The organism is Zobellia russellii (assembly GCF_018728565.1).
Taxonomy (GTDB): domain Bacteria; phylum Bacteroidota; class Bacteroidia; order Flavobacteriales; family Flavobacteriaceae; genus Zobellia; species Zobellia russellii.
This window is the reverse complement of the sequence record NZ_JACSOI010000009.1, coordinates 103,985-125,942: the sequence shown is the minus strand read 5'-3', so window position 1 is coordinate 125,942 and position 21,958 is coordinate 103,985. Positions and strand designations below refer to the sequence as shown.

Annotated in this window: 21 protein-coding genes; 10 read left to right on the top strand and 11 right to left on the bottom strand. The window is 39.4% G+C overall.

What is annotated here, in order from left to right; all coding sequences use genetic code 11:
• Positions 1-19: 19 nt before the first annotated feature.
• The 6 genes from H9565_RS17835 to uxuA all read left to right on the top strand — a co-directional run bounded on the left by H9565_RS17835 (position 20) and on the right by uxuA (position 8,098).
• Complete coding sequence (locus tag H9565_RS17835) at positions 20-1,882, top strand: RagB/SusD family nutrient uptake outer membrane protein (protein WP_215441730.1); 1,863 nt, start codon at positions 20-22, stop codon at positions 1,880-1,882.
• Positions 1,883-1,927: 45 nt separating this feature from the next.
• Complete coding sequence (locus H9565_RS17830; RefSeq protein WP_215441728.1) at positions 1,928-3,184, top strand: DUF6807 domain-containing protein; 1,257 nt, start codon at positions 1,928-1,930, stop codon at positions 3,182-3,184.
• Between the two features lie 16 nt (positions 3,185-3,200).
• Positions 3,201-4,577, top strand: a complete 1,377-nt coding sequence (locus tag H9565_RS17825) for a Gfo/Idh/MocA family protein (protein WP_215441726.1) — start codon at positions 3,201-3,203, stop codon at positions 4,575-4,577.
• A gap of 119 nt (positions 4,578-4,696) precedes the next feature.
• Entirely contained in the window at positions 4,697-6,076 is a 1,380-nt protein-coding gene (locus H9565_RS17820) for a putative oxidoreductase C-terminal domain-containing protein (RefSeq protein WP_215441725.1), read from the top strand.
• A 2-nt stretch (positions 6,077-6,078) separates the two neighbouring features.
• Positions 6,079-6,897, top strand: a complete 819-nt coding sequence (locus tag H9565_RS17815; RefSeq protein ID WP_215441723.1) for an SDR family oxidoreductase — start codon at positions 6,079-6,081, stop codon at positions 6,895-6,897.
• Position 6,898: 1 nt separating this feature from the next.
• Complete coding sequence (uxuA, locus tag H9565_RS17810; RefSeq protein WP_215441721.1) at positions 6,899-8,098, top strand: mannonate dehydratase; 1,200 nt, start codon at positions 6,899-6,901, stop codon at positions 8,096-8,098.
• Positions 8,099-8,100: 2 nt separating this feature from the next.
• On the opposite strand, the gene H9565_RS17805 is transcribed toward uxuA, so the two are convergent.
• Together H9565_RS17805 and H9565_RS17800 are read right to left on the bottom strand one after the other, a co-directional pair.
• Positions 8,101-8,529: a DUF4268 domain-containing protein gene (locus H9565_RS17805; RefSeq protein WP_215441720.1), complete on the bottom strand. Its 429-nt coding sequence runs from the start codon at positions 8,527-8,529 to the stop codon at positions 8,101-8,103.
• A 1-nt stretch (position 8,530) separates the two neighbouring features.
• Entirely contained in the window at positions 8,531-9,202 is a 672-nt protein-coding gene (locus H9565_RS17800; protein WP_215441718.1) for a ZIP family metal transporter, read from the bottom strand.
• A 204-nt stretch (positions 9,203-9,406) separates the two neighbouring features.
• Between H9565_RS17800 and H9565_RS17795 the strand changes: the two genes are divergently transcribed.
• On the top strand, positions 9,407-10,576 hold the full coding sequence (locus H9565_RS17795) for a THUMP domain-containing class I SAM-dependent RNA methyltransferase (protein ID WP_215441716.1): 1,170 nt from the start codon (positions 9,407-9,409) through the stop codon (positions 10,574-10,576).
• Positions 10,577-10,605: 29 nt separating this feature from the next.
• On the opposite strand, the gene H9565_RS17790 is transcribed toward H9565_RS17795, so the two are convergent.
• Genes H9565_RS17790 through rlmD form a run of 3 tightly spaced genes read right to left on the bottom strand, consistent with a single transcriptional unit; the run spans position 10,606 to position 13,316 of the window.
• Entirely contained in the window at positions 10,606-11,433 is an 828-nt protein-coding gene (locus H9565_RS17790; protein WP_215441714.1) for a DUF6048 family protein, read from the bottom strand.
• Complete coding sequence (locus H9565_RS17785) at positions 11,414-11,902, bottom strand: DUF6452 family protein (protein ID WP_215441712.1); 489 nt, start codon at positions 11,900-11,902, stop codon at positions 11,414-11,416. Before H9565_RS17785 ends, H9565_RS17790 begins: the two co-directional genes overlap by 20 nt.
• A gap of 4 nt (positions 11,903-11,906) precedes the next feature.
• On the bottom strand, positions 11,907-13,316 hold the full coding sequence (gene rlmD / locus H9565_RS17780; RefSeq protein ID WP_215441710.1) for a 23S rRNA (uracil(1939)-C(5))-methyltransferase RlmD: 1,410 nt from the start codon (positions 13,314-13,316) through the stop codon (positions 11,907-11,909).
• A gap of 338 nt (positions 13,317-13,654) precedes the next feature.
• On the opposite strand from rlmD, the gene rocD reads away from it, so the two are divergent.
• Positions 13,655-14,899 carry an ornithine--oxo-acid transaminase gene (rocD, locus tag H9565_RS17775; protein WP_215441708.1) on the top strand — a complete coding sequence of 415 codons (1,245 nt, stop codon included), beginning with the start codon at positions 13,655-13,657 and terminating at the stop codon, positions 14,897-14,899.
• A gap of 71 nt (positions 14,900-14,970) precedes the next feature.
• On the opposite strand, the gene H9565_RS17770 is transcribed toward rocD, so the two are convergent.
• Genes H9565_RS17770 through H9565_RS17760 form a run of 3 tightly spaced genes read right to left on the bottom strand, consistent with a single transcriptional unit; the run spans position 14,971 to position 15,928 of the window.
• Complete coding sequence (locus H9565_RS17770) at positions 14,971-15,279, bottom strand: CCC motif membrane protein (RefSeq protein ID WP_215441706.1); 309 nt, start codon at positions 15,277-15,279, stop codon at positions 14,971-14,973.
• Positions 15,280-15,283: 4 nt separating this feature from the next.
• Positions 15,284-15,613, bottom strand: a complete 330-nt coding sequence (locus H9565_RS17765; protein ID WP_215441704.1) for a CCC motif membrane protein — start codon at positions 15,611-15,613, stop codon at positions 15,284-15,286.
• Between the two features lie 3 nt (positions 15,614-15,616).
• Entirely contained in the window at positions 15,617-15,928 is a 312-nt protein-coding gene (locus H9565_RS17760) for a DUF2752 domain-containing protein (RefSeq protein ID WP_215441702.1), read from the bottom strand.
• A 62-nt stretch (positions 15,929-15,990) separates the two neighbouring features.
• Between H9565_RS17760 and H9565_RS17755 the strand changes: the two genes are divergently transcribed.
• A complete protein-coding gene (locus tag H9565_RS17755; RefSeq protein WP_215441700.1) occupies positions 15,991-16,536 on the top strand; it encodes a Smr/MutS family protein in 546 nt (181 codons plus the stop codon).
• Here H9565_RS17755 and H9565_RS17750 read toward each other — a convergent pair.
• Entirely contained in the window at positions 16,533-17,546 is a 1,014-nt protein-coding gene (locus tag H9565_RS17750) for a hypothetical protein (RefSeq protein ID WP_215441698.1), read from the bottom strand. The two genes, H9565_RS17755 and H9565_RS17750, sit on opposite strands and share 4 nt — an antisense overlap.
• 102 nt (positions 17,547-17,648) lie before the next feature.
• On the opposite strand from H9565_RS17750, the gene H9565_RS17745 reads away from it, so the two are divergent.
• Complete coding sequence (locus tag H9565_RS17745) at positions 17,649-18,797, top strand: cysteine desulfurase family protein (RefSeq protein ID WP_215441696.1); 1,149 nt, start codon at positions 17,649-17,651, stop codon at positions 18,795-18,797.
• A 27-nt stretch (positions 18,798-18,824) separates the two neighbouring features.
• Here the strand turns inward: H9565_RS17745 and H9565_RS17740 are convergent, their stop codons facing one another.
• Positions 18,825-19,478 carry a hypothetical protein gene (locus H9565_RS17740; RefSeq protein WP_215441694.1) on the bottom strand — a complete coding sequence of 218 codons (654 nt, stop codon included), beginning with the start codon at positions 19,476-19,478 and terminating at the stop codon, positions 18,825-18,827.
• An 11-nt stretch (positions 19,479-19,489) separates the two neighbouring features.
• Positions 19,490-21,958 (bottom strand): TonB-dependent receptor plug domain-containing protein, encoded by a 2,469-nt coding sequence (locus H9565_RS17735; RefSeq protein WP_394370259.1) that lies wholly within the window; start codon positions 21,956-21,958, stop codon positions 19,490-19,492.

Here is a 21,958-nt window from a genome sequence, read left to right as displayed (position 1 = left end):
ATAAAAATCCAGCAGTAAGATGAAAAATATAAATACATATTATTTGAAAAACCTGATACGATTCTTTCTGGTCGCTCTATTTGTTCCCATTTCCTGTAGCAAGGATTTCTTGGATCAAGAACCAAAATCATTTTTCACACCTGAAAATGCTTTGAATACACCCGAAGGATTAAATGCGATTCTTTCACAAGCGCTTACCGGAATCCGTGGTGAATTTTATGGAGATGGTGCACCAATGATTACAGAGAATATTTTTTCTGAGGTTTCTATTGAGGGTACAACGGATAAGGCTGGCCCTGCTCAAGATTTAAATGCTCAGATTTTACCAGACGCCAATAACAATAGTAGTAATACTAATAAAATTAACTGGTATTGGGAGAGTTTTTACGAGGGAATCAAATTTGCAAATACGGTTATTGATAGGTTGGATGATGCAGAGTTTGAAAGTGCCGAACAGCGAGCGGATATTTTAGGTAGAGCCCTTTTTCATAGAGCATACCGTTATTATCGATTAACGCATCAATTTGGTGATATACCTTTGGTACTGGAAGAAATAAGTGGTCCAAAATTGGATTTTGTTTCAACTGAAAGAGATGTTGTTCTAAGAAAAATTCAAGAAGATTTGAATATGGCAGCTACCATGGTCAATGAAGTGGCGCCTGGCGGAGAAGTTACAAGAGGAGCCGTCTTACACCTATTAACAAAAGTAAATCTTGCTCTGGGTGATTTTGATGCAGCCATAACTTCGGCATCTCAAGTTATAGATGGCGGTCAATATGCTCTAATGACAGAAAGGTTTGGTATTAATGCAAACGATGATACCAAAGATGTAACTTGGGATTTACATCGCGTTGAAAATAAAAGTATACCAGGTAACACTGAAGGAATTTTAGTGGCAATAGACCGTTTGGAGTTTCGTGAACAAGGAGCTACAGGTGGAGGTACTAGTATTCAGAGACAAGCGGTGCCTTTATGGTGGCGTTTTATCAATACCCCAGATGGTCAGAATGGAATGTCAGACTCTCCGGAAGCAGAAATTAATTTGGTTACAGATATAGGCAGAGGGATAGGTAGAAACAGAGGAACCAATTATAGCACTAAAGAAATTTGGAAAGATGCTAATGATGATCAAAGACATAAGCTTGGTAACTGGTACGATATGGAAGATTTGGTATATAACGCGCCAAGTTTAAAAGAAGCGGGAAATTCCTTTTATGGTAAAAACCTAGAGCTTTACCTTCCGGACGGCACGCCACTTTGTTCTGATACTATTAGAAATTGGTACGGATTCCCTCAATATAAATTTTTGGTTCCAGATCCAACCGCTACAAGACCAGCGGGCGGGCATGGAGACTGGTATGTCTATCGTATTGCAGAAACCTATTTGCTACGGGCCGAAGCTTACTTTTGGAACAATAATAATGCTTTAGCGGCGGCAGATATAAATGCGGTGAGACAAAGAGCAGAAGCTGACCCTATAACCGCAACAGACGTTAATATAGATATGATTCTAGATGAGCGTGCGAGAGAGCTGTACTATGAGGAAAGCAGAAAAACTGAACTTACTAGAATTGCATACATTTTTGCAAAAACAGGAAGAACTGCCTACAATGGAAAATCATATAATTTGGATAATTTTTCCCAAGATAATTTTTGGTATGATCGGATTATGGATGTTACGGATTTTTATAACGTTACAGGTCTTAAGACTATTTTTGGCGTGTCTTTTACCATGAGCCCTTACCATGTTTTATGGCCTATACCAGCGTCCGCAATAAACGCCAATACCCAAGGGCGAATCAATCAAAATGAAGGATATCCGGGAGCTGAGCTTAACATTGCTCCTCTGACTAGTATTCCTGAATCAGATAATGATAATTAGTGTTGAGTTTGTTTTTGTTTAAATTCCGTCATCTAAATACTGTTTATGCATAAAATTGTTCTATTTATTCTTATTACGGCCGCTTGGTCATGTAATACTAAAAATTCAATCCGCTTTGCGGTAAAAAAAGGTGACGGAGTTTTTTTGGCCCAACCTGTACATTTTGATTTAAAAAATGCTGATGCCAATCAAATTGATTTTAACGAAGCTATGGTCCTTTTTCAGGAAACCGGAAAGGAAGATATTGAGGTTCCGTTTCAATTAGACGAAAATGAGAGTAGAATCTGGTTTGTTCCGGTCGAAGATAATGGTGAAGATGAGACTTTAAATTTTCGCTTGGAAAACGGGATGTCAGCATCAAAATCCGGCACGGGTGTTTCTAATCAAAAACAAAACGGGAATTTGCAGTTAAGGCTTCAGGACAAACCAGTTATTTCATATCGGTATGAGATGACGTATCCACCGGTAGGTGCAGATTCTATTTTTAGAAAATCGGGATATATTCACCCAATTATTACTCCAAAAGGAGATACGCTTACGCGTATTCAACCAGATGACCACTATCATCATTATGGTCTTTGGGGACCATGGACACATACGCAAGTAGATGGTGAGCGGGTAGATTTTTGGAACTTGGGCGAAGGTATGGGTACGGTTCTTTTTAAGGAATTTAAAAAAGAGGAGTCGGGGAATGTTTTTACTTCGTTTACCGCGGCCCAAGAACATATAGACCTGAAGACCAAAGAGGAGCCCCAAGTGGCCCTAAATGAAAATCTTAAGGTGCGTTTATGGGATTTGAACAGACCGGACCGCTATATGTTCGATTATAAAAGTGAGTTCAGTTCGCCTTTGGAAAATGGTATTTTGTTTGAAGCGTACCGCTACGGTGGTGGATTGGGACTTCGGTTTAACGAACGTTGGAAGGCTGATAATTGTTCAGTTTTGACTTCGGAAGGCAATGATCGTTTAACGGCAGACGGTACAAACGCCAGATGGTGTATTGTATCAGGGGAAGCGTCGGACGGAAAAGGGACCAACGGCATTTTGTTCATGAGTCACCCAAAGAACAGAAACCATCCGGAGCCTATGCGTATATGGCCTATAGATGCCAATGGAGGTAGGGGCGATATGTTTTTTGAGTTTTGTCCTATTCGTCATGAGGAATGGAAAATAGAACCGAACAAAAATTATGAATTAAATTACCGTATGGTTGTGTTTGATGGTACTTTAAATGCTGAGGAAGCAGAAGCGTACTGGCAATCGTTCGCAAGTGAAAATCAAATAGAATTAATCAATAAATAAAATACGTATTACCAACATGGAGAGAAGAAAATTTATAAACAGAACTGCTTTAAGTACTGCCGCTTTGGTGGGTTTTCCAAGTATTGTACCGGCCCATGTTTTGGGTAAAAATGCGCCCAGTAATAAAATAAACATAGGTCAAATCGGTTGCGGTCGTATCGCCAGAAGTCATGATATTCACGATACTATACGTTTTGATCAGGCCAATTATTTGGCCGTATGCGATCTTGATTCTAAACGCGCTGCAGATGCCAAACTTCTAGTAGACGGGTTTTACCAGAAGAAAACGGGTAAGGCTAAATATGACCGAACTAAGGTATACGAAGATTATCGCGAAATGCTTTTGAACAAGGATATTGATGCCGTAGTAATTAGTACACCCGATCATTGGCATTCACAGCCTGCTATGGAAGCTGCTTTAGCAGGGAAGGACATCTATCTTCAAAAACCTACTTCCTTAACGGTAAGGGAGGGTCAGCAATTGCGCGAAGTTATTCAGAAAACGGGTGCTATTTTGCAAGTTGGAACACAGCAACGTGCCATGCCACAATTTAGGGTTGCAGCAGAATTGGTGAGAAATGGACGTATTGGTAAAATCCATACGGTAAAAATTGGTTTGCCCGGTGATCCTGCCGGTCCTGAGGCTCCAGCAATGCCCGTACCTTCAAACTTAAATTTTGATATGTGGTTGGGTTCTACGCCAGAAGTTCCATATACAGAAATAGGCGTACACCCTCAAGCTGATTATAGTAGACCGGGCTGGTTGCGTTCTCGTAATTATGGAGCGGGAATGATTACCGGTTGGGGTCAGCACCATTACGATTCAGCGGCATGGGGAATGAATACAGAGTTAAGTGGACCGGTTTCTGTAGAAGCCCTAGCCGAGTTTCCAAAATCCGGATTGTGGAACGTTCATGGCGATTTCTTCGTGAAGCATGAGTATGACAATGGCATTACTGTATATACCAGTGGAGGGTATACCAACGGAATTCGTTATGAAGGTACGGACGGATGGATTTTCGTTTCCCGTGGTTCTTATCAAGCTTCGGCCACGGACCCTGTGGATAAGGAAAAGAGTAGTAGAGCATTAAATGCTTCGGACCCTAAAATTTTAGAATCGGTTATTGGGGAAAACGAAATTCACCTAGAAAAAATTGATGATCAACATGGGAACTGGTTAGATTGTATCAAAACTAGAAAAGCACCTATTTCACCTATTGAAAAAGGGCATAAGGCTTGTGCTATTTGTTTGATCAGTGATATTGCCATGCAGTTTGATAGAAAACTGGAATGGGACTATGATAAAGAAGTGTTTATTAACGATAATGAGGCCAACGCCATGTTACGCCGTGAGCAAAGAAAGCCTTACGGAACGGATACGGTAAAGTATTAAATTAAGAAAAGCCCGCTCAATGTGAGCGGGCTTTTTAAGCAACTTCCAAAATATTTATTATATAGATAGAAGAACCTTTTGCCGATATTTGGTAAAAGGCAAAGACTAACAACCTATACATGAAAAATAAGATTACATTTTTAGTTTTGCTGCTCTGCATTGCTTGTGGTGAGAAAAAAACAGATGATAAAATGGTCAAAGAGGAGTCTCCTGATAAAGTAAAAATGATGACGCTGGATCCAGGGCACTTTCATGCGGCATTGGTTCAAAAAAAAATGTATCCCCAAGTAGACTCCACTATTTATCTTTTTGCCCCGAAAGGTCCGGAAGTACAGGATTTTTTAAATAAAATAAACTCGTATAATTCTAGGAAAGAGGCCCCTACGGCTTGGAAGGTAGAAAAATATTTAGGCGATGATTATTTGGAAAAAATGATTACCGATAAACCCGGTAACGTTATGATCGTAGCGGGTAAGAACAGTAAAAAAATAGATTATGTTCTTGAGGCGGTAAAGGCTGGATTGAACGTCTATGCAGACAAGCCTTTGGTTATAAATCCGGAGGGGTTTAAAAAATTACAACTGGCTTTTGATATTGCGAAAAAGAACGGGGTATTGATTTATGATATTATGACCGAACGTTTTGAGTCTACAACCTTAATGCAAAAAACCTTTTCAACGTTGCCCGATGTTTTTGGGGAATTAGTGAACGGTACGCCAGATGGACCTGCAATTAGTAAAGAGAGTGTGCATCACTTTTTTAAATATGTTTCCGGTCAACCGTTAGTGCGTCCGGCCTGGTTTTTTGATGTAAACGAAGAAGGTGAGGGCATAGTAGATGTAACCACTCACTTGGTAGATTTGGTGCAATGGGAGGCTTTTCCCGATCAAGTAATAGATACCAATAATATAGAAATGGTAAAGGCCAAACGTTGGCCTACTGTACTTACAACAGACGAATTTCAGAAGGTTACCCGTCTAGAGGGATATCCAGATTATTTGGAAAAGGATATAAAAGACGATAAGCTACATGTTTTCTGTAATGGCGAAATGGTCTATAAAATAAATGGCAAGCACGCCAAGGTATCCGTAATATGGAATTATGAAGCGCCTGAAGGCACAGGCGATACTCATTATAGTATCATGCGAGGTACCAAAAGTAATCTTGTTATCAAACAAGGAAAAGAAGAGGAGTATAAACCTGTCCTGTACATTGAGCCACATCAAAAAGATGGATTTGAAGAGGTGTTGAACAAAGCTATTTCTGATAATATAGCAAAGCAGTTTAAAGGTACCACAATGGAGAAAATGCAAGATGGGAGCTATAAAATTAATATTCCTGAAACCTTTAAAATTGGACATGAGGCTCATTTTGGTCAGGTAACCGAAAATTATTTAAAGTATTTGAAGGCCGGGAAACTGCCTGAATGGGAAGTGCCCAATATGATCAGTAAATACTACACGACTAGCAAAGCCTATGAAATGGCCAAGAAAAACTAGATATGAACGACCTTTTTGATTTAAAGAACAAAACCATTGCCTTATCTGGAGGAACCGGAGTTTTAGGAGGTTCCATTGCTGAGTACTTGGTTAAGAATGGTGCTGGTGTAATACTTCTGGGTAGATCGGCAGATAAACTGGATAATAAAAGAAATGCACTAAATCGTATTTCCCGTAATAGCGCTATTTCTTATGTAGTAGATGTAATGGAAGAAGAGGAATTGATTGCTCTAAGGGAGAAAATTAAGGAATCCCATGGTGCAATTGATGGTCTGATTAATTTGGCCGGGGGTAATCTGCCGGGAGCAACACTTCGCCCTGATCAAACCGTTTTTGATATTTCTCTGAAAGATACCAAAGAAGTGGTAAACCTTAACCTTTTTGGGAGTGTACTCCCCACAATTGTAATGAGCCAATTAATGGCTGAGCAGGGCAGTGGTTCTATAATCAATATTTCATCTATGGCATCAAAACAGTCTATAACTAGGGTGTTGGGCTATTCCATGGCCAAAGCGGGTATTGATATATTTACCAAATGGATGGCTGAAGAATTGGCGACAAAATTCAGTGATAAAATTCGCGTAAATGCTATAGCTCCGGGATTTTTTATAGGGAATCAGAACAGAAAAATTTTGATTAACGAGGATGGTTCCTATACGGATCGCAGCAAAAAAATATTGGCAAAAACTCCAATGAACCGTTTTGGCGATGCCTCCGAACTCAATGGAATGGTGCATTACCTCTTAAGCGAAGCATCTTCGTTCGTAACCGGTACCGTTTACGATGTAGATGGTGGTTTTAATTCTTTTACGGGAGTCTAATATGGAGTATTTAAAGAAGACCTACCGTTGGTTTGGGCCTAATTTTGGAGTAACCTTGGCCGATATTGCACAGCTAGGGGCTCAAGGTATTGTTACGGCTTGCCACAGCATACCTACGGGTGAGGTGTGGCCCGTAGAGGTCATTGCCAATGTGAAGAATCAAATCGAACAGCATGGTATGGAATGGTCCGTAGTAGAGAGCGTAAACATCCATAATGCCATTAAATACGGACTTCCTGAAAGGGATATGTATATTAACAATTATATCCAAACACTTAAGAATCTTGGCCAGCATAACATTTATACAATTTGTTATAATTTTATGCCCCTTATAGATTGGACGCGTACAAATCTAGATTACCAGTTACCTAACGGAACATCCAGTTTACTTTATGACCCTATCGCCATAGCTGCTTTTGACCTATTTGTATTGAAGAGAGACAATGCCGCTGAGGTATATGAGGAGCGAGTGGTAACTAAGGCGGAAGCCTATTTTAGCAGTTTGTCCGCCCAAGAAAAGAACACATTGGAAAAGGCCGTTCTTGCCGGTATGCCGGGAAGTAAGGAGTCAATTGAGATGTCCGTTTTTAAGGAAAACTTAGCGATGGTAAGCCGGATATCAAAGAGGGAACTTCAAGAAAATTTGGCGTATTTTCTTAAAGCCATATTGCCAGAGGCTGAAAAGCTGGGTATTCATATGGCCATTCATCCAGATGACCCTCCTTTCTCTGTTTTTGGTATTCCAAGAATCACTTCAACTTACGAGGATTTGACATTTATTCGTGATTGTTATCCTTCAAAACATAACGGTTTTACCTTTTGTTCCGGTTCATTGGGAGCTTCTCCTCATAATGATTTGTTGAAAATTATAGAGGACTTTGGAGACCGTATTCATTTTATCCACTTAAGGAATGTACAATTAAGTGCTTCGGGTGAATTTTATGAGGCCGAACACCTTAATGGTTCCGTGGCAATGGATGATGTAATGGAAGCCTTTATAAAAGAACAGCTAAGACGAAAACAGTCCGGAAGAACAGATGTAGCCATTCCTTTACGGCCTGATCACGGCCATGTTTTGCTTGATGATAAAAAACGACAGAGCGATTTCTATCCTGGGTATTCATTAATTGGTAGGGCTTTGGGTATGGCGCAGTTAACAGGGCTTGAGAAAGGAATTCGGCATCAGATGAAATTGGTTTGATGCTACTCTAAAACCTCCCTAAAATCTTCAAAGAAAAGTTCTACTTGGGCCATCTGTTGACTAAGGAAAATCATAGTTTCTTGCCAAGTATTTTTATTGTGGATAGAAACGTTTTCTAGGGTCACATATATTCTTGAAATTTCTTTTCCGTTGGAAAGGAAAAAGGCTTCATCAAAGACCGCTTCCGGAAGGTATTCTTCAGACTGTAGAAGAGACTGTAGAGATTGGAATTTCTCCCAAAGGGTAATGCGCCTTTCAAGGTCATCGGTTTCTATATCAATGGAAACCATCGCCTTTTTAAGGTCAAAATGAAATTTAAAGACCAGACCTTTCACTTTGGTGTTGTACAGTATCCACTTTCTAGGATACGATTTTCCAAAAGCGATCCAGAAGTCTTCCCGTAATTTTTTTGATTCCGCTTTGCTGAACATCCTATAAAAAATATGCGATTGCAATACCAAAAATAATGGCGATTATCTTGCGGAGGTTAAAGGTATGCCCCTCGGAACTTTCAAAGAGTATAACCGTAGAAATATGAAGGAACACACCTATGACCAATGCATTAATTGAGGCAAAGTAAGTGTCTGCATAATCCGTGTGGTTCGCAATATAACTCCCCAAAGGAGTCATTAAAGAAAAAATGGTAATGAACAGAAATGCCTTGGTAATCGGGATTTTAGAATTTAATAGAAAAATGCTTAAAATTATGGCTATGGGCACCTTGTGAATTAAGATACCGTAAATAATAGTGTTGTGGTGGTGTATGGGAAAGCCTTCCAGAAAAGAGTGAAGACAGAGACTTCCAAAAAGTAACCAAGGGAAAAGTTTCTTTTCTTTGTCCAGGTGAACGTGCCCATGTTCCGCTCCTTTAGAAAAGAACTCCAGAATAATTTGAAGCAAAATTCCAAGCATTACGAACAAGCCTACATTTTTTGCGTTTCCATGTTCGTACACAGAAGGAAAAAGTTCAAATAAAGTAAGAGCCAAAAGAAAAGCACCACTAAAGGCCAAGAGTAATTTAAAATGGCTCTTGTTATCAGGTTTCACAACATAAACAAAAGCAAAGCTCAACAGAACGGCAAAAATGGGTAAAGCGTAATTCATTAACGGAAAAATCGTTTATATAGAGGCTCTTAGTCTTGAATTCTAGCGGTAATTACAGCTATGAACCCTATTTTTTCAATGTTTCAGAAAAGCAATTTTATCCTTCCGGTATTGAAAGGACGAACGGCATTTAAGAAAGCAATGGGCGGGTTCGTATTTCTCCGGCTAAAATACTGTATTTTTGCGGCAACTTTAGAATAAGACATGAGTAAAAATTTTAAAATGGTCGCCAAGACCCTCTTTGGTTTTGAAGAGATTTTGGCCAAGGAAATCCGTAACCTAGGTGGCGGCAATGTAGTAGAAGGGGTAAGAAATGTTGCTTTTGAAGGTGATACCGGCTTTATGTACAAGGCCAATCTGTGTTTGCGTACAGCTATAAAGATCATTAAACCTATTCATTCTTTTTCGGTTCGTAGTGAAAATGACCTATATAAAAAGATATATGCCATGGATTGGGCGGATTATCTTTCGGTAGATACCACCTTTGCTATAGATTCTACGGTAAACTCGGATAATTTTACACATTCACTTTATGTGTCCCAAAAAGTTAAGGATGCCATTGTAGATAAGTTTAGGGATATGGATGGAAGCCGGCCTAGTGTAGATGTAAAGTTTCCGGATGTTCGCATCAATATACATATTCATAATGATCATTGTAATGTGTCCTTAGATAGTTCAGGCAGGTCCTTGCACCAAAGGGGCTATCGTACGGCTACCAATATAGCTCCAATCAATGAGGTATTGGCAGCAGGCCTTTTGCTTATGAGCGGATGGGACGGTCAGTGCGATTTTCTTGACCCCATGTGTGGTAGTGGTACCATGCTTACCGAAGCGGCCATGATTGCTTGTAACATTCCGGTAAATATCAATAGAAAGGAATTTGCTTTTGAAAAATGGCATGATTTCGACCAAGATTTGTTTGATAAGATTGTAGATGTAAGTCTTAACAAGGTTCGTGAATTCCATCATAGAATAATAGGGTATGACAAAGCCCCTTCTGCGGTTCGCAAGGCAACTGACAATGTTGAGAATGCTAACCTCTCCGAATATATATCCATTGAGCGAAAGAACTTTTTTGATACCGAAAAGTTTACCGATGGCAAGCTACACATGGTTTTTAATCCGCCTTATGGAGAACGATTGAATTTGGATATGGAGGATTTTTATGCATCCATTGGCGATACTTTAAAGCAAAAGTACCCAGGTACGGATGCTTGGTTTATTACTTCCAATATGGAGGCACTTAAGTATGTAGGCTTAAGACCGTCGCGAAAAATAAAGGTATTCAACAGTCATTTGGAATCTCGCTTGGTAAAGTATGTAATGTACGAAGGCAGTAAAAAAGCTAAGTACATGAATAAAGACAAAGAGTAGTTGTCTAACTCTATTTTAAAGCTATTTGCTTATTGCTTTTTAGGCCTGTCTTTTCCGTTAGGTTTTGGTTCGGGCTGGGGTTGGGTTTCTGCTTTTTTAGGCTCGTTTTTCTTTTTGTAAAGCGGAATGAGATAACTGAGGGAAAAATTGTAGCCTACACCAAATCGACTGCCATCGGTAACTTTGTTAAAGCCAGGAATAAATAGGTCGTCAAGTTCGTTTTCAGGGCGTTTATTGGTTATTAAGATGCCTAAGCGGGCACTAGCACCAAAATAGAGATTTCTTAAAACTTCGGCCTTAACCCCTGCAACAAATTCCAACCAGGATTTATTTCGGCCTTCGTATTTACCAAGGGCATCGGTTGCTGCAGCAAAATCCTCAGGGTGCCAATAGCGGTTGGTATCAAAAATCTTATAAGCGTCCAGTTCTTGGCTAAACGTGCTAAACGCAAAACGGCCACCAATATATATCATGTTTTGTTCACCGTACCAGTTGCCGTACGTATTATAATCTATACCGGCTTTAATATAACTGCCAGACGTTGTAAAGGTATATAAATCCCCACTTTCTATGTCAACATCAGGACCTAAGGGTGTGCCAATAATTTTTTTCTCGTTGCCCAGTTCGGCGGCCAGATATAGGTTTTGGGTAAGCCTATAATCTCCCACTAGTTCCAACCCTGTGTAATTGTCCTCAAAAAAGGAGACCACAAGTCTGCTTAAATCAACACCAACTCTAAGGCCATAACGTTGCTTATAAACGGTGGTATCTTTTTTGTTCAGGTCTATAGGTTCGCTTTGGGAAAATCCCGTAGCAATAATCAAAAGAAAAAAGAGACTAGTGAAATATCTTAACATGGGCGGAAGCTGTGTTTTCAATAAGTGCATTATCAACATCTATGGTTTGGACCCAAACGGAATCGTCTTGTTGTACGGTTACCTCTAAGTTCTCAAAATTGGCAATGTAACCACAAGCTCTGGACTCGTAGATTTCTTTTACGTCATAGCTAAAGGTTAATGTATCCACATTTACATCATCAATACTCAACTGTCTGGACATGGCGAACGTAGTGCTGCTGGCATCCACACGCAAGGGCAGAACAATACTATCTAGTGCTATATTGTCTATGGTGTCTTTACCTTGGTTATCTAAAATGCCCCAAACAATTAGGTTTTGAACATCTTTAAACTCTGTTGGGTTGAGCGCATCATAAAAGCGAATGACCAATTGGGGTGTATCCGCATCCGTACAAATATCATCTTTTTCGCAGGCAGAGAAGGAGAGAATTCCCAAGGCGATTATAAAAAGTATTTTGAGTTTGTTCATAAAGCTATAGCTTTTTCAAAAGTACAATATTTTCAACATGATGGGTTTGGGGGAACATATCCACCGGTTGAACTTTTACAACTTGGTACATCTCTTTCATCAGGGCCAAATCTCGGGCCTGTGTGGCGCTGTTACAACTCACATAAACCACTTTTTCAGGTGCAATGTTCAAGATTTGTTGTACCACATCTTTGTGCATACCATCTCTTGGAGGGTCCGTAATAATAACATCCGGAGTACCATTGGCCTCTATGAACTCTTGGTTGAAGACGTTTTTCATATCGCCCACAAAAAAGTCTACATTGCTAATTTCGTTTCGCAGGGCATTGGCCTTGGCATCTGCAATTGCTTCCGGAACGGATTCTATACCTACTACTTTCTTTGCTTTTTTGGAAACAAACTGAGCAATGGTCCCAGTACCGGTATAGAGGTCGTATACGAGTTCGTTTCCTCGTAAATCTGCAAACTCACGGGTAAGTTTGTACAATTCGTACGCTTGTGCCGAATTGGTCTGGTAAAATGATTTTGCGTTGATTTTAAATTTCAACCCTTCCATTTCTTCAAAAATATGGTCGCGACCGGAGAAGCAAACAATTTCTTGATCGTAAATAGTATCGTTCTGCTTTTGATTAATTACGTATAAAAGCGAAGTAATCTCAGGAAATGTCTCTTTTAGGTGATTTAAAAGCAGCTCTCGTTTAGCCTTGTCATCTTCATAAAACTGTATCATAACCATAAGTTCGCCCGTAGATGCTGTTCGTATCATAAGGGTGCGCAATTGGCCATGCTGATTTCGCGGATTAAAAAATGTGAGTCCGTTTTTAATTGCAAAATCACGGGTTTCTAACCTAATGGCATTGGATGGATCTTGCTGAAGATGACATTTTTTAATGTCCAATATTTTGTCCCACATTCCCGGAATATGAAAACCCAAGGCGTTTTTATCCGCAATATCTTCGTTAGATTGAATTTCTTCCAAGGTAAGCCAGCGGCTATCCGAAAAAGAGAACTCCATTTTGTTACGGTAAAAATATTGTTCCTCAGAACCTAGAATAGGAGTGGTTTCCGGCAGTTCAAGATGTCCAATTCGCTTCAGGTTATTCTCAACTTCTTTTTGCTTGTAATAGAGTTGGTGCTCATACCCCATATCTTGCCACTTGCAACCTCCACAAACACCAAAGTGTTGGCATTGTGGTTCTGTACGCTTATCTGAATAGCTGTGAAAAGCCGTTGCAACACCTTCAAAATAAGCCTTTCTTTTTTTAGTAGTCTGTACATCAACTACATCACCAGGTACGGTATTTGTCAAAAATATGACCCTCCCATCAGGAGCTTTACCAATTGTTTTTCCTTTTGCACCGGCATCTACAACCTCTATGTTCTCGAATACCTGTCGCCTGTTCTTTCTTCGCATGCGGCAAAAGTAAGCATCCCATGGCATTTATTATAACTCTCTTTACGATAGGGCTTATTAAAAATAGTTAAATATGAATTTTATACTTGTAGACCTGTGCAGAAACACAATATTAGAGGTTGTTTTAATTCTGAAATAGAAAAATTTATGGTCCGCCTAAAGTCTTGTTAAATAAACATTTGGTCGCTTTTTGGCAGGTTCTTTTAGAACTGACAACTAAATTTTATAGATTTGCAATTCTACAAGGATGATTTCTCTCCCACGCTGAATTTTCGAATCTTCGAAAGGATAAAGGTATAGAAGGAATTACTGAAGTTTTATTTTAAAGTAATTTTATCATGTCAGTTTTAGAAAAAATCACATCTGAAAATGCTATTGCATTGGAAGAAAAGCACGGAGCACACAACTATCACCCATTGCCTGTTGTACTTAACAGAGGTGAAGGTGTACATGTTTGGGATGTTGAAGGAAAAAAGTATTACGATTTTCTTTCGGCCTACTCCGCAGTAAACCAGGGGCATTGTCACCCCAAAATTGTTAAGGCCATGACCGATCAGGCACAGACCTTAACGCTTACCTCAAGGGCATTTTATAATGATATGTTAGGTAAGTATGAAAAATATGCGACCGATACATTTCAGTTTGACAAGTTGTTGCCTATGAACACTGGGGCCGAAGCAGTTGAAACCGCTTTAAAACTTTGTCGTAAATGGGCATATGAGAAAAAAGGCCTGAATGAAAACGAAGCACAGATTATTGTTTGTGAAAATAATTTTCATGGTAGGACCACTACTATTATTTCTTTTTCTAACGACCCTGTGGCCCGTAAGAATTTTGGACCGTACACGGCAGGTTTCATTAAGATTGAATACAATAACCTTAAAGCGTTGGCAGATGCTTTAGAGCAAAATAACAATGTTGCAGGTTTCCTTGTTGAACCAATTCAAGGTGAGGCCGGGGTTTATGTTCCTTCCGAAGGATATTTACGTGAAGCAAAGGCGCTTTGTGAGAAGCATAATGTTCTGTTTATTGCAGATGAGGTACAGACCGGTATTGCCAGAACAGGTAAGATGCTGGCTGTAGATCACGAAAATGTAAAACCGGACATCCTTATTTTAGGAAAGGCACTTTCTGGTGGGGCATACCCTGTATCCGCAGTTTTGGCCAATGACAATATCATGAACGTTATTAAACCGGGGAATCACGGAAGTACTTTTGGAGGTAATCCTATTGCTGCCGCCGTAGCTATGGCTGCCTTGGAAGTAGTGAAAGATGAGGAATTGGCTAAAAACGCCGAAGAATTGGGTGTTTTGTTCAGAGCAGAACTTAGTGAGTTCATTAAAGGGTGCAACATAGTTAACGGGGTTAGGGGTAAAGGTCTCCTGAACGCTATACTTATTAATGATACGGAAGAAAGTTCTACCGCTTGGGACATTTGTATGGCCCTCAAGGAAAACGGACTTTTGGCAAAACCTACTCATGGTAATATTATTCGTTTTGCACCCCCATTGGTAATGAACAAAGAGCAGTTACTAGATTGTGTTCAGATTATTAAAACTACATTGAAACAGTTTGAAAGATAATCTTGAGATAACAATAAAAAAAAGCCTGAAACTTAGTTTCAGGCTTTTTTGTTTAGAATAGTATTTCAGTTTTAAAAATCACCTCCAGAAGCTGCGGAAATAAGTATAGCGGCTATAGCTCCAAAATAAATGATGCTGATCAACAAGTAAACGGCTGCTAGGGCCAAGCCTACATAGGATAGCGTTTTTCCCGTTTTAACATTTTCAATACCTGTATATTCGCCATTACTTTGGTCAAAAGTGCGTTGCGCAGTTTTAGCGTGCGATAAACCAATGAAGCTGAAAATAGCACCAAAGGGGCCACAACAAAGCAGGGTCAATACAATTGAAAGAATTCCAAAGGTCAGGGCGTTACTCGCTCCCGGTAAGGGTTGTTGCATAGTTTTATCCTAAAAGTTCTTCCATTTTTTCACGCATCATTTCTGGGTCTTGCATTTCATCAAATCCAAAGAAAGCAATCATACCAATAGTCATCAATAAATAAAGAACACTTAGCACTATACCTATAATAGCAAGTATTTTTCCGGTTTTTACATTTCCGTAATCCGTGTAGTTTTCAGGGTTTTCTAAATATACGGCAGTTGCTTTTTTGGCCAAGACCAATGCTACTATACCAAATATAAGACCAAGAATACCGTAACAACAGCAAGTAACTATTGAAAGGATTCCAAATACAAGAATTAGCGTGGCGTTGGGTAGTTTGTGTTGTTCCATTTTTTAGTGGGTTAGGTGAGTCATTTTTAGAATATAGTTAACTAATATAATAGTACCGCTCAGTATTCCGAGGGCCATTTTTATATACGTGTCATAACGAAACGTGGTAAATTGACTTGCAATTGAAAACAATACAAGTGGTATAAGAGTGAAAATTGCCGGATACATATCAAAGGCAGCACCAAAATCTCCTTTAAAGAAAAGAACAATAGAACGCTGAAGCCCACAACCTGGACAATCAATACCAAAAAGCTTTTTGTTTAAGCATGGTAGCATAAAGTCTTCAAGAACCAAAAGAAACGTGGCTAACTGCATTTTTACCGTTTAGCAATTCTATCAGGAAAATTACCATTATTTTTGTGGATACAAAATAAATTATGGCCGTTTTTCAAATAGGGGACAAGGTAGAGACCATAGATGATGTTATCTCGGGCAAGGTTACAAAGGTTTCCGGCGGAAGTATAACTATAGAGACCAATGACGGATTTGAGCTTGATTTTGAGGCCAATGAACTAGTTAAGGTAGATACTGGAGATATACGTGTTAGCAATTTCGAAATCAACCAAGTAAAGGCGCAAAAGGAACTTCCAAAGAAAAGAAAGCCCCAAGGTTTAAAGCCAAAGGAGCGCAACGCGCCAAAAATGGAAGTGGACCTTCATATTCATCAATTAACAAGGTCTAGCAAGGGTATGAGCAATCATGAAATGCTCAATTTACAATTAGACACGGCAAGACGTCAACTGGAATTTGCCATGCGCAAGCGCATTCAAAAAGTAGTGTTTATTCATGGGGTTGGCGAAGGCGTGCTCAAAGAAGAGCTTTATTACCTTTTTAGACGCTATGATAATGTAAAATATTATGATGCGGACTATCAGAAATACGGCCTTGGCGCCACTGAAATCTACATATACCAAAATAGCTAGTTCCCCACGGTAGTATAGGTTCCTAGAACAAAGTTGTCAAGAGCGGTAAGTGTTACATCGGCAACATCATCACCATTCCCTTTTAATACAAGTACGGTGGCATCTAAGGAAATTGTGTGCGTATAAGTAATTGCTCCCGCACCATCAGGTTCCCCGGCTACTGTTTCAACATTTATGGCTCCTCCAGAGGAAACAAAATTATGACTAATGATTTCTTCCGAAAGGGGAGAGGAAGTACAGACCATTTCATCGGCTACGATAGTATCCAGTACCGTATAGTTAAATTCACCATTTTCCAATGTAGAGGTCCTAGGTTCGTCTACCATAGTGACTTCATTTGCTAAAGCCGATAAAGGAATATCAAGAGAAACAAATTCATCATTTATGATTTTGTACAATCTAAGACTACCGTCTACAATAGCACTTTCACATTCTGAAAAATCAGTTATAGACTCATAGTTGGAAAAAGGAACCTCAAGTTTAAAACTGGTAGGTGTGGAGGTCTTAAAAGTACCATAGGTTAATGTAGAGGCATCCGTAATACTTTCATTTTGGTCATTGGTCAAGGCCAAGCCATTTATGAGAATAGTGTGCGAATAGGTTTTTACATCTTTAGAAACGGCGGTTACTTTAGTGTTTACGGCTATTTTTCCTGCGGTTGCCGTATTTTCACTAATTACCGTAGGTTCCAATACAGGAATGGTAGAGCAAAAATAATCGGACGAAACGTCATCGGAAAAAAGTCGGTAAACCAAACTAGAAGAACCTCCTATGGTACTGGTTAGCGTACCTTCCGTAGAGCTTTCGTTAAGCAATAGTCCGCTTTCCAATTCTAACAAAAATGCTTCGTCTCCATCAATCTTAAAGAAAAAAGTAGTGTCCAGAGGGTCGTCTTCATCGCCGCAAGAGGAAAGAGCAACGGAGTCAAAATCCACACGTTCAATTTGTAGGTCACCATCGTCGCAAGCAGATAAAATGGCCAATAGACCTAAAAGTAGCATTTTTTTCATGTGTCAAATTTAAAGGAAATAAAGGACAAGTTTATTCTGAATTAGGGAGAAATTAACTTTAATTCCGCTAATTTTGGAGGTTCTTAATTGAATTTTTTGGTAATGGAAAATGTTTATTTAGATAATGCGGCCACTACGCAAGTACGTGATAATGTTATTGTAAAGATGCAGGATGCGCTCGCTAATTTTTACGGTAACCCATCATCTACGCATAGTTTTGGACGTTCTGCAAAAACTGCTGTAGAGAGTGCTAGAAAAACCATAGCTAAATATATGAACGCCCATCCGGCAGAGATTATTTTTACTTCCGGTGGTACTGAGGCGGATAATATGATTTTGCGTTGTGCCGTACGCGATCTAGGGGTGGAGACTATCATTACTTCTAAAATTGAACATCATGCCGTTCTCCATACAGTTGAGGATTTGGCAAATGAAAAGGGTGTAAATGTGGCGTATGTTGATTTGGACGCTTACGGGAACCCTGAACTTTCTCATTTGGAAAAGTTGTTAACACAGGAGAATTCCAAAAAGTTGGTGAGTTTAATGCATGTTAATAACGAAATAGGTAATAAGATCGATATTGCAAAGGTCTGTACGTTATGTCATGCCCATGGGGCCCTTTTTCACTCGGATACAGTACAGTCTATTGGGCATTATGCTTGGGACGTTAAAGAAGTACCTGCTAATTTTCTAACTGCGGCAGCGCATAAATTTCATGGTCCAAAGGGAATAGGTTTTGCTTATATAAAAAGAAATTCAGGATTAAAACCATTCATATCCGGTGGGTCTCAGGAACGTGGTTTTAGAGCCGGAACGGAATCTTTCCATAATATTGTTGGATTGGAAATGGCCTTTACGGAAGCCTATGATAATTTAGAAGAAGAGACAGCTTATGTTAGCGAGCTAAAGTCTTATTTTATTGATAGGATGAAAAAGGAAATTCCCGGAGCCAAGTTCAACGGGCATTCTGGCACTATGGATAAAAGCACGTTTACATTGGTGAACGTTTGTTTGCCCATTGATCCGCAAAAAGCGTTAATGCTCTTGTTTCATTTGGATATAAAAGGAATAGCTTGTTCCAAAGGAAGCGCATGCCAATCCGGTAGCGATTTGGGGTCCCATGTTCTAACGGAAATTTTATCGGAGGAAGATCTTAAAAAACCTTCGGTGCGGTTTTCTTTTTCAAAGTATAACACCAAAGAGGAGTTGGAATACACCATTCAGGCATTAAAGGAGTTTGTAGAAAAATAAAACTCCCTTTAAAGGGAGTTTTTAGTTTTACTTTTGTTTCCTGTCTTTCCGTTTTTCGCGGTCGTAAGGAAACTTACGTGCCGCCAGTTTCATCATGCGGTCAATAAGGTCCGTTGTGTTCTTTCCCGACTTTTTATTGATTTTCTTTTCGTATTTCCAAAGAAGTTTTCCACTGGTGCCATCACTTATTTTTACACCTATTCTCCCGTAATTGGCATCGCCGGAAAAGTAATCCATAAAGCTGAACTCGGTAGGTATCCCTTTGGACAGAAGGACGTTTAAATCCATGTTTCCACTTATAATACCATCTACTCCCAGAATTTCACTTAACTGTTTGGTCGTGTAGACATCAATATTATTGTAGTCAATTTTATTCTGGGCCAATATGGCGTTGGTGTTTTTCACATCTTGAAAATCTACCGAAAATTTCTTCTTCTTTTTCCTTTTTGAAAAATAGGTTTCAAGGGCGTTTTGCACCGCATAACCTTCTTTTTGTTCAAGATCGTTCAATTCTTCTTTTGAAATATCGTCCTTAAGTTCAAGATTAGCTAAAAAAGGAATAATTGCCAACACTTCGTGCGAGTCGCTCAGGGCATCAAATTTATCACTTTCGTAAATATTCTTTTGTGCGTTAGCTAAAACGGATGTCAGTAAGAGTGCGGCAAAAAAAATCTTCTTCATTAGTTAGTTTTCTAAAAGCGCATGCGTAGCCTAAGGTTAAACACACGGCTTGTCATGAAATTGGGAACGGCAAATTGTTGCTTGCTATCAACATCCCTCACCCACGTATTTGTTATTGAATTTTGATTGTTGAACAGATTAAATATCTCAAATCCTGCACTTAGCTCTTTAAATCTGTGAAGCCAGTGGTTTTTGGGATAGGTTCTGTTTCCACCAACAAAAATATGTGAAATTCCTAAATCCGCCCGTTTATAATCAGGTAATCTGTTATTGTAATTATATGGGTCGGCATAATTTGGGGAACCGCCGGGTACTCCCGTATTATAAACTAGGTTCAGATACATTTTAAAATTGGGGAATTCAGGTATGTAATCTTGAAAAAGAACACCAAATTTTAACCTTTGGTCAGAAGGTCTGGCAATGTACCCACGGTTGTTGCTATTTTCTTTGGTCTTTAGATATCCAACACTTACCCAAGATTCCGTTCCTGGTACAAAAGCTCCGTTCAGCCTTAAATCAAGCCCCTGTGCATAAGCTTTGGCATTGTTATTGGCTACGTAGCGTATACGTACATCCTCTAAAGTGTAGGTGTTTACATGGTTCAATCTTTTATAGTAGACTTCGCTCATTAAGGTAAATGGGCGTTCCCAGAGGTTAAATGAATATTCGTTTCCAAAAACAAAATGAATGGATTCTTGAGCCTTTATATTGGGGTTTACCGTTCCGTTTTGGTCTCTTAGTTCCCTATAAAACGGAGGTTGATGGTAGAGGCCGCCGGAAAGACGAAAAACCATATCGCTTTTCCAATTGGGTTTAAAGGAAAGTTGTCCGCGAGGGCTTATAACCGCCTGCGATACGGATTTGCTGTTTTTGTCGTTAATGGACCAATAATGGGCACGTAGCCCAAGATTGTAATAAAAATCATGTACTCCCACGTTCATGCGGTTGCTGAATTGTATGTAACCTGAAAATCTATCGGTCTTTACAAAATTTCTTGCGTTTACTTCGTCATAGGCAACAAGCGGTGAATCAAAAGGTTCTTCGGGCTGATTATTGCTGAATTCAGTTAAGGGTGGCCGAACAAAAAAACCAACAGAATCAATAAATTCCGACTCGCGTAATTGGTCGCGAATGTCTTCGTGTGTATATTTTGCGCCCCATTCCAATACTTTGTTTTCTTTGGTATGTCTTCCCTTATGGGAGAGATTGAAAATTAGGGCATCCAATTCATTTCTGGCGCGGTTAAATTGGGTACCTATTCCGCGTAAGTTAGTGGCATTACCTAATGAATTTCCGGAAAGGTCATTGTCTATATTCCCAAGGGTGTATTGGGCAATTACATCTGAATATTCTTCTTCGGTAGTGTGGTAAAGGGATGCAATGAGCTTCAAGACCGTATTGTCATTCAGGTAATAATTACCTTTTAGCGCTCCTAAGACGGTATTGTAGCGATTGTTTTCTTCACCTTGATAATAGACTATCAAAGTTTTTGGTTCGTTTATAGTCCCAAAATTAGTTTGCCTGTTTAGAGGTTCGTTCTGGTAATCGTTTATGGAAATAGTTCCCAAAAAGTCCAAATGAAACTTTTTGGAGAACTTGTAGCTTGTATAGGTTTGGGCATCTGCAAAGGTTGGGTTGAAATTGGTGTTGGTTTCTTGGCTATTGACCAATAAGCTATTGTTTCTATAACGAATACCGCTAATAGTGCTTAGCTTTTTGGTTTTGGAAACAGTTTCTATAGATGCACTTGCTCCTAAAAAACTAAGGTCTAACTGTACACCGGTTTCCGAAGGCTTTTTATAGGTGATGTCCAAAACAGAGGAAAGTTTATCTCCATATTTGGCTTGGAACCCTCCCGAAGAAAAACGCACATTCTGTACCATATCACTATTTACAAAGCTCATTCCTTCTTGTTGTGCAGATCGAACCAAAAAAGGACGATAGACTTCAATTTCGTTTACATATACCAAGTTTTCATCATAATTGCCGCCTCTAACATTATATTGTGTACTGAGCTCGTTGCTAGAGGAGACACCTGGTAGCAATTTTAAAATATTCTCTACACCTGCATTGGCACCTGGTATATTCCTAACGATTTCAGGGCTGACGGTAGTAATGCCTTCCACTGTTTTTTTTCCCGTAGGGCTAACGGTAACTCCAGTAATTTGAATGGCATCTGTACTTAAAACCGGATTGAACTCAAAAATTTCGTTTGTGTTCAGAACCAAGTTTTTTAGCACGGCGTTTTTATGGCCTAAATGAGAAAAGGTAATGGTAATGACCCTATCTGCGGGAACCTGAAGGGTGTAAAATCCATTTGTATCGGAAGAGGTGCCAATTGTGCCAGAGGTAATGTTCACTTCTTTTAAAGGCTCGTTGGCACTGTTCATAACAAGGCCGGTAAGTGTAGCGGTCTGTGCACTCGTGTAAAGTGTAAAACCGAATATCAAAAAAAGAATAACAAGTTTAGAGCACTTCAA

Coding starts and splice junctions, on each gene's coding strand:
- H9565_RS17805 (WP_215441720.1), bottom strand. CDS start 8,529: ATGTTCAGCAAAGCGGAATCAAAAAAATTACGGGAAGACTTCTGGATC.
- H9565_RS17795 (WP_215441716.1), top strand. CDS start 9,407: ATGAGTAAAAATTTTAAAATGGTCGCCAAGACCCTCTTTGGTTTTGAA.
- H9565_RS17820 (WP_215441725.1), top strand. CDS start 4,697: ATGAAAAATAAGATTACATTTTTAGTTTTGCTGCTCTGCATTGCTTGT.
- H9565_RS17835 (WP_215441730.1), top strand. CDS start 20: ATGAAAAATATAAATACATATTATTTGAAAAACCTGATACGATTCTTT.
- H9565_RS17825 (WP_215441726.1), top strand. CDS start 3,201: ATGGAGAGAAGAAAATTTATAAACAGAACTGCTTTAAGTACTGCCGCT.
- H9565_RS17740 (WP_215441694.1), bottom strand. CDS start 19,478: ATGAAGAAGATTTTTTTTGCCGCACTCTTACTGACATCCGTTTTAGCT.
- H9565_RS17760 (WP_215441702.1), bottom strand. CDS start 15,928: ATGCAGTTAGCCACGTTTCTTTTGGTTCTTGAAGACTTTATGCTACCA.
- H9565_RS17815 (WP_215441723.1), top strand. CDS start 6,079: ATGAACGACCTTTTTGATTTAAAGAACAAAACCATTGCCTTATCTGGA.
- H9565_RS17830 (WP_215441728.1), top strand. CDS start 1,928: ATGCATAAAATTGTTCTATTTATTCTTATTACGGCCGCTTGGTCATGT.
- H9565_RS17800 (WP_215441718.1), bottom strand. CDS start 9,202: ATGAATTACGCTTTACCCATTTTTGCCGTTCTGTTGAGCTTTGCTTTT.
- H9565_RS17745 (WP_215441696.1), top strand. CDS start 17,649: ATGGAAAATGTTTATTTAGATAATGCGGCCACTACGCAAGTACGTGAT.
- rlmD (WP_215441710.1), bottom strand. CDS start 13,316: ATGCGAAGAAAGAACAGGCGACAGGTATTCGAGAACATAGAGGTTGTA.
- rocD (WP_215441708.1), top strand. CDS start 13,655: ATGTCAGTTTTAGAAAAAATCACATCTGAAAATGCTATTGCATTGGAA.
- H9565_RS17785 (WP_215441712.1), bottom strand. CDS start 11,902: ATGAACAAACTCAAAATACTTTTTATAATCGCCTTGGGAATTCTCTCC.
- H9565_RS17790 (WP_215441714.1), bottom strand. CDS start 11,433: ATGTTAAGATATTTCACTAGTCTCTTTTTTCTTTTGATTATTGCTACG.
- H9565_RS17750 (WP_215441698.1), bottom strand. CDS start 17,546: ATGAAAAAAATGCTACTTTTAGGTCTATTGGCCATTTTATCTGCTTGC.
- uxuA (WP_215441721.1), top strand. CDS start 6,899: ATGGAGTATTTAAAGAAGACCTACCGTTGGTTTGGGCCTAATTTTGGA.
- H9565_RS17770 (WP_215441706.1), bottom strand. CDS start 15,279: ATGCAACAACCCTTACCGGGAGCGAGTAACGCCCTGACCTTTGGAATT.
- H9565_RS17765 (WP_215441704.1), bottom strand. CDS start 15,613: ATGGAACAACACAAACTACCCAACGCCACGCTAATTCTTGTATTTGGA.
- H9565_RS17755 (WP_215441700.1), top strand. CDS start 15,991: ATGGCCGTTTTTCAAATAGGGGACAAGGTAGAGACCATAGATGATGTT.